Here is a 6,511-nt window from a genome sequence, read left to right on the forward strand (position 1 = left end):
AACACCCCCACCCCATGGCAAAAGACGGGCAAAACGGACACTGCTAGCCGTCGTCGTTCATCGCATCCGTGTGTGAGCGCCCTCACCGGCCGGGGCCCGGCGGCATCGCTGACGGGCCCACCGCCGTCACACCCGGTCACCACCGACCGGCCGCCACTGAGACCCCCGCCACACCCCGCAGACGCGGGCGGCCGCCCGGCGAAGGCCGAAGCGGCCGTCCGGGTCCTGCTCGCCGACGACCAGTGCATGGTCCGCACCGGCTTCCGCTACATCCTCGACGCCGAGCCCGACATCGGGGTCGTCGCCGAGGCCGGCGACGTCATCGAGGCCCTGCCCCTCGCCGAGCACCCCTGTACTGCGGCGCGGCCGGCTTCCTGCTCAAGGACGCCGGCCCGACCATGCTCATCGAGGCGGTCCGCGCCGCCGCCCGCGGCGAGGCCATGGTCTCCCCGCAGGTCACCGTCCGCCTGCTGCGCCACTTCACCTCCCGCCGGGCCCGCCCGCCACTGCCCGGTGCCGACCGGCACCCGCTGTCGGACCGCGAGCCGGCGACCGTCCGGGCCGCCGCCACGGCCTCACCGACCACGAGACCGCCGACCGCCTGTACATCTCCCTCGGGACGGTCAAGAAGCACCTTGCCGCCGCACGGCTGAAACTCGACGTTCGCGACCGCGTCGAAGTCGCCGCCCGGGCCGGAACCCGCCGGGTCAGGCCCAGGTGCGGGCCGCGGCCAGCAGGCGCTCGCGGACCAGGGCCACGTGCGGGTTGGCCGAGCCGGCCGGGCGGCGGACCAGGTACGCGGTGTTGATCGGCGGATCGGCCGGCTCGTGGAGCAACCGCAGGGCGCCGGAAGCGAGTTCGGCCCGGCACAGGTAGCCGGGCAGTACGCTCCAGCCCGCGCCCGCGGTCACCGCCGCGAGCACCGCCCGCAGGTCCGGCACGGTGACCGCGGCCCGGGCGTGCAGTCGTCGGTCGAAGACGTGCCGCCAGTAGCGGCGGGCGATCGGCAGGTCCTCGGCGTAGCTGAGCAGCGGGACCTCGGCCAGCGCGCCGGGCAGTTCCCGGCCGGCCAGCCGTTCGGCCCAGAGCGGGGCCGCGACCAGGACGAACTCCTCGTCGGCGAGCGGTTCGGCGAGCAGCGTCCGGCCGGGCGGCCGCCGGGTGGCGACCACCAGGTCGTGCTGCCCGGCCCGCAGTTCCGCCAGCAGGGGGTCGGTCAGCCCGCTGGTGACCCGCAGCTGGACGCCCTCCGCGACGAGCGGGGCCAGCTCCGCCAGCAGGACGGTGCCGAGGAACTCGGCGGGCCCGGCGAGGTGGACCGGCTCCGGCACGCCGCCACCGCGCCCGTCGGCGAGGCCCGCGAGCCGGTCCAGCGGCCCGGCCAGCCGGGTGGCGAGGTCGTCGGCGTACGGCAGCGGGCTGACCCCGCGCGCCCTGCGCTCGAACAGTTCCCGGCCGAGCCGCTGCTCCAGCGCCCGGATCTGCGCGGTCACCGTGGACTGGGACAGGCCCAGCAGATGCGCGGCCGCAGTGAAGGAGCCCGCCCGGTGCACGGCGAGGAAGGTCCGCAGCTGGTTGAGGTCCAGCGGGCCGGAGCCGGTGGTCGGCCGATCGCTCATGCCGGCGAGCCTACGGGATTCCGATGGCCGGCCGGCGGGCTCGACGGTCCGGGTGAGGTATCGGAATCCCGATGCCCGGTATCGCGTGGCCCATTGGTTCCCGCAGGCAGGGCGCGTCTAGCGTCGACGGCGTGAGCGCCGCGGCGGACCGTCGCGGCGAGGACCGCGGCACCCCTGGAGGCACACCCCATGGCCGACATCCTGTTCGTCGTGACCGGCTCGAAGGTCTGGACGCTGAACGACGGCACCGAGCATCCGACCGGCTTCTGGGCGGAGGAGGCGGTCGTCCCGTACCGCGCCTTCACCGGGGCGGGCCACCGGGTCGCGGTCGCCACCCCGGGCGGCGTCGTCCCGGTCGCGGACCGGGCCAGCCTGACCGACCCCGAGCTGGCCGAGGAACTGGCGAAGATCGCCGAGTTCCGGCAGCCGCTGGTGCTGGCCGAGGTCGACCCGGCCGACTACGACGTCGTGTTCTACCCCGGCGGCCACGGCCCGATGGAGGACCTGGCGGTCGACGCCGACTCCGGTCGGCTGCTCACCCGGGCGCTCGCCTCGGGACGCCCGCTGGGCGTGGTCTGCCACGGCCCGGCCGCGCTGCTCGCGGCACGGACCGAGGACGGTGGCTCGCCGTTCGCCGGGTACCGGGTGACCGGCTTCACCAACGCCGAGGAGGTCCAGGCCGGCCTGGCCGACCGGGCGCCGTGGCTGCTCCAGGACCGGCTGGTCGCGCTGGGCGTGGACTTCGAGGAGGGCGAGCCCTGGGCGCCGCACGCGGTGGTCGACCGCAACCTGGTGACCGGCCAGAACCCGGCCTCCTCGGCCCTGGTGGCCGCCGGGCTGCTGAAGCTGCTGGCGGAGTCGGCGAAGTAGCGGCCGGGGCGGGGCCCGGGGCACTGGCGCGGCGGCGCGGCGCCAGTGCCCCGGGCGGGCTCCCGTCGTGCCGGGCCGCCGTCAGCGGAGGTCGTAGGCGGTGTTTTTACCGGGGTGAAGTAGGTTCTGGCTCAACTTCCGGAATTTGAGCCAGAACCAAGACTCGTGATACAGCCACCCGCAGCTCCAGCTCCAGCACCGGCCACCCCGGCCCACCCGACGCATACAGGGCTCTCATCCAGACTGCGGAAATCCTCACTACATCTCACGCGATCCGCAAGTTCTCAACCAACCACCAAGCCGCACAGGTCAAACCGCTCCGACACCCAGCCAGCAACACCACCACAACCGGCCGCCGAACACCGAACACGACCCCACCACAGCCTGGGCCTTCTCAGCCAACCCATAAACTCCCAGCCCGCCAACAAGACCACCAGCGAACCACCGACCCGCCACAGATACGGAACACCGCGTGATCATCAGCCGGTCGACGGGTGTCCCTCGGCGACGGGGCTGGCCCCGGAGGGCTGCGGGAATTCGGGCTCGCTCGCACGGCCTGCGGTACCTGGCGGCGGGCGAGGCGCTGGTACAGGCCAGGCGGGGTGCTGTCATCTGCCGCGAGCAGCGGGGACAGCAGCGGTTCATCGGCCGACGTGCCCCGCCTCCACCCGCGCCAGCACCTGAAGCTGGCCTTACCGGATGTCGGCGAGCACGGCGTTGTGTTCGATGGCGAGTCGTCAAAGGACTTTGTACGTCAGCTCGTACAGAGAGAAGGACAAGGCGCCGATGGCCTGCGTTCGTTCTCCCAGCCCTACCTCGGAGGGGATGATCCTTGCCCCGCCAATGAAGCTGACCTGACTGGTTGCCTCATTCAACTCGTGTAGAACGATGTCGATCGGCGCCTGGTTGACAAACGGAACGAACCGCTCGTCGAACTCGAACACGTCCCCCTCTCGCATTTTCATCTTGTCGAAGGTGCCGCCGTCACCTCTACCGATGAGGACGTCCACGCCATTCGGGTCCGAAATTCTTTTCGCCTCCAGAGACAGCAGCTTGGCGAAAGCCGCATCTGTCATGTTGGTCCTCCCATACTCAGCGTCGCATAACGTGATCAATTCGTAACACGCGTATCTGGGCAGCGCATTCCGTCAAGTCCCATCGCCGTGCGGGAGCGTCCGACTAGCCGGTCAGGGTGGGCTGGCGTGGTTCCAGGTTCACCGGTTCGGCCGATGCCTGGTCGGCGTAGTGCGCCTTTGCCATCCTCGGTTTGGGCGGGCCGAACGGGCCGACCGCCGGGCCGGGCGCGGCGGTACCCTTGCCGAAAACGTCATTCGCCCTGCTCAGGCCGCATGTCGGTACTCGTGGAGGAGGCCGCCGAGTCGGTCGGTTCGGCGTATGTCGAGGCGGGCGAGTTGCTCCGGGTTGTCGATTGTCTTGGGAAGAGCGCGGAGGGGGCGGGCGTTCGCGATGCCCTGGTACGGCCTGTCGTCGTTGTGGAACGTCTCGAACTCACGTAGCGCGTGCAGGAGGCGGCGCTGGTCCCAGATGAGCGTGCGGTCCAGCAGCTCTCGGCGGCAGGTCTGCACCCAGCGCTCCATGACGGAGTTCATGCGAGGGATCCGGATGCCGCTGAGCACGACTTCGATCCCGGCGTCAGCAAGGACCGTGTCGAACAGTTCGGGGAACTTTCCGTCCCGGTCCCGGATCATGTAGCGGGCTCGGCAGCCGGCGTCCTCGAGGTCCATGACGAGGTTGTTCGCCGCCTGTGCCACCCAGGACGCGGTTGGATGAGCGGTCGCGCCCAGGATCCGGATACGGCGGTTGGCGTGCTCGATCACCGCGAGCACGTACAGCTGGGCCCCGGACAAGGTGACCGTTTCGAAGAAGTCCCAGGCGAGGAGTGCATCCGCCTGGGAGCGCAGGAAGTCGGCCCAGGTGGTGGAGGTGCGCTCGGGTGCCGGGTCGATGCCAGCCTCCTTCGGGATCTCCCAGACGGTGGACGCCGCGATCTTCACCCCGAGGACGAGCAGCTCGCCGTGCAGGCGTCGGTACCCCCATTCCGTGAGTCGTCGACCACTGGATTGCCGGCCTCAAGGAGAACAACTGGCCGTTCCAGCCCAAGCCGATGGATCTGATCCACATTTCGGGATTCGGTGACGGTCCGTCACGGGGTGAGGAGGATGCGGTGGCGGAGGGGGTCGAGGTTGGCGCGGCCGAACATCTGCCGCTTCAGCATCTTGATCCGGTTGACGTGACCCTCGACCGGGCCGCTGTTCCAGCGGAGGGTGAAGCCGGCGGTGACGGCGGGGAGGTCGCGTCGCAGGTTGTGGGCGAAGCCGCGTAAGGGCGCAAGGTCGATGGCCTCGGTGGCTTCGATCCACTCGGGCAAGCGCTCGCCGGTGAGGGTGGTCATCATCTCGGCGAAGTCGCGGACCTGTTCGGCTCCGGCGGCGAGTTCGGGGCAGCGGGCCAGGACGTGCTTGAGCTGGAGCTTCTCGTCGCTGCCGAGGAGTCGGGGTGCCGGGTGAGCCACCCGTTAACCTGCCGGACGGTCGGCGCGTCGGAGACCTTGAGGCCCGGGTTGGGCAGGGCTCGCAGCGGTTCGATCCAGCGGCGGACGGTGCGGTCGCTGCCTCGGTAGCCGAGTTCGCGGATCTCGGCGTGGAGACGGCTGGTGTCGGTGCAGCCTTCGCTCCAGCGGTGGGTCAGGTAGGCCTGGTAGCGCCGGAGTGGGCTGGTGTCACTGCGCGGGCGGACGATCAGTTCCTCGGAGGTGGCGGCCTGGGCATAGCGGCGGACGGTCTTGGGGTCCAGGTGCAGGAGCTTGGCGATCGTTTGGGTGCCCACGCCCTTGTCGGACAGCTGGTGGACGGCAGCGTGCCGCTCGTGGGTGTTGGTGAGGTACTTGCCGGTTCGGGGCCGCTCGACCTGTTCGGTCTTGTCGCCTGCGGGTTCCGGGACTGGGGTCTTCAGGCAGGTGCGGTGGGCGGCGACGGACCTCTCGACGGCTTCGCCGAGGTTCTTCCAGACATGAAACCGGTCTGCGACCTGAACCGCGTCGGGGACGGCCGTGCGGACGGCCTCAGCGTAGGCGCTGGCCCGGTCACGGCAGACGATCTCCGCGCCAGGGTGGTCGTTCAACCAGGCCGTGAGGGTCTCCGCGGTGCGGTCGGGCAGGACGTCGACCGGACGGCCGGTCTCGATGTCGATTAGGACGGTCGCGTAGACGTGCCCGCGGCGCAGGGCGAAGTCGTCGACGCCCAGGACCCGCGGGCTGCTGTCCGTGCCGGGTGCCGGGAGCGCGCGCAGGAGCCTGAGCAGGGTGTTCCCGTTCACCGTGGCGCCGAGCGTCTTCGCGAGCCGGGCCCCCGCCCGGCCGGCCAGGGCGAGGGAGACGGCCTCCAGCACCGACCGCTGCAGCACACTGCGGCGCCCGTACCGGTAGGTAAGCCCCTTGATCTGCTCGGCAAAGGTCCGGCGCGGGCACGCCGACACGAGGCAGCGGAACCGGCGGACCAGCAGCCAGATCGCGACCGGCCGCCCACCCGCGGCGGTGTCCGCCAGCCGCCGCCGGTACCGGTCGTGCACCCGCACCGACCACGAGCCGCACCCGGGGCACCGGGCTCGATCACCGGCTACCCGGCCGACTATCCGAACCGCGTGGCCAGCATCGACCACGTCCTCCACCACCACGCCGCCCGGATGCGGCAACAACGTCCGCAGATCACCATCGCACAACCAGCCATGATCCCAGACCAGATGACGCACCGTCACCGAATCCCAAGATGTGAGCAGTGTCGATCAAGTTGAGACGAAACGGTTGCTCGAACGAAGAGGCCTCGACTCGGGCGGATTAATGTCATATTGACGATAATTGGGGGCGCGGGCTACGGTGCCGAGGACGACCGGTGAGCGCCGCCGCGGACGGGACGCCTGCCGGCAGACGAACCGGCGCACGCGCAACGCCAGAACCACGGGCCGGCCACAGCTCGGCAGATCCGACGGATACCGCAGGTAGGAGC

6 protein-coding genes and 1 pseudogene are annotated in these 6,511 nt (G+C 70.6%); 1 reads left to right on the forward strand and 6 read right to left on the reverse strand.

Annotated features, from left to right (window positions below; translation table 11 throughout):
- Nucleotides 1-126: 126 nt before the first annotated feature.
- The gene (locus ACFWJ4_RS40330) at nt 127-348 is read right to left on the reverse strand and encodes a hypothetical protein (protein WP_380554153.1); all 222 of its coding nucleotides are present in this window, start codon (nt 346-348) and stop codon (nt 127-129) included.
- A gap of 359 nt (nt 349-707) precedes the next feature.
- The gene (locus ACFWJ4_RS40335) at nt 708-1,619 is read right to left on the reverse strand and encodes a LysR family transcriptional regulator (RefSeq protein ID WP_380554155.1); all 912 of its coding nucleotides are present in this window, start codon (nt 1,617-1,619) and stop codon (nt 708-710) included.
- A 189-nt stretch (nt 1,620-1,808) separates the two neighbouring features.
- On the opposite strand from ACFWJ4_RS40335, the gene ACFWJ4_RS40340 reads away from it, so the two are divergent.
- Nucleotides 1,809-2,489, forward strand: a complete 681-nt coding sequence (locus ACFWJ4_RS40340) for a type 1 glutamine amidotransferase domain-containing protein (protein ID WP_380554158.1) — start codon at nt 1,809-1,811, stop codon at nt 2,487-2,489.
- A 737-nt stretch (nt 2,490-3,226) separates the two neighbouring features.
- Here the strand turns inward: ACFWJ4_RS40340 and ACFWJ4_RS40345 are convergent.
- The 4 genes and pseudogenes from ACFWJ4_RS40345 to ACFWJ4_RS40360 form a co-directional block, all read right to left on the reverse strand.
- Nucleotides 3,227-3,565 carry a hypothetical protein gene (locus ACFWJ4_RS40345; protein ID WP_380554160.1) on the reverse strand — a complete coding sequence of 113 codons (339 nt, stop codon included), beginning with the start codon at nt 3,563-3,565 and terminating at the stop codon, nt 3,227-3,229.
- Between the two features lie 264 nt (nt 3,566-3,829).
- Nucleotides 3,830-4,546 (reverse strand): annotated as a pseudogene (locus ACFWJ4_RS40350) (integrase); the annotation flags it as partial.
- A 107-nt stretch (nt 4,547-4,653) separates the two neighbouring features.
- Nucleotides 4,654-4,905, reverse strand: a complete 252-nt coding sequence (locus ACFWJ4_RS40355) for a transposase (RefSeq protein ID WP_380554163.1) — start codon at nt 4,903-4,905, stop codon at nt 4,654-4,656.
- Complete coding sequence (locus ACFWJ4_RS40360) at nt 4,902-6,077, reverse strand: ISL3 family transposase (RefSeq protein ID WP_380554165.1); 1,176 nt, start codon at nt 6,075-6,077, stop codon at nt 4,902-4,904. The genes ACFWJ4_RS40355 and ACFWJ4_RS40360 overlap by 4 nt, the downstream gene beginning before the upstream one ends.
- Nucleotides 6,078-6,511 lie beyond the last annotated feature (434 nt).

Origin of the sequence: Kitasatospora sp. NPDC127067, assembly GCF_042724755.1 — a bacterium.
Classification (GTDB): Bacteria; Actinomycetota; Actinomycetes; order Streptomycetales; family Streptomycetaceae; genus Kitasatospora; species Kitasatospora lactacystinica.

Coding starts and splice junctions, on each gene's coding strand:
- ACFWJ4_RS40335 (WP_380554155.1), bottom strand. CDS start 1,619: ATGAGCGATCGGCCGACCACCGGCTCCGGCCCGCTGGACCTCAACCAG.
- ACFWJ4_RS40340 (WP_380554158.1), top strand. CDS start 1,809: ATGGCCGACATCCTGTTCGTCGTGACCGGCTCGAAGGTCTGGACGCTG.
- ACFWJ4_RS40345 (WP_380554160.1), bottom strand. CDS start 3,565: ATGACAGATGCGGCTTTCGCCAAGCTGCTGTCTCTGGAGGCGAAAAGA.
- ACFWJ4_RS40355 (WP_380554163.1), bottom strand. CDS start 4,905: ATGATGACCACCCTCACCGGCGAGCGCTTGCCCGAGTGGATCGAAGCC.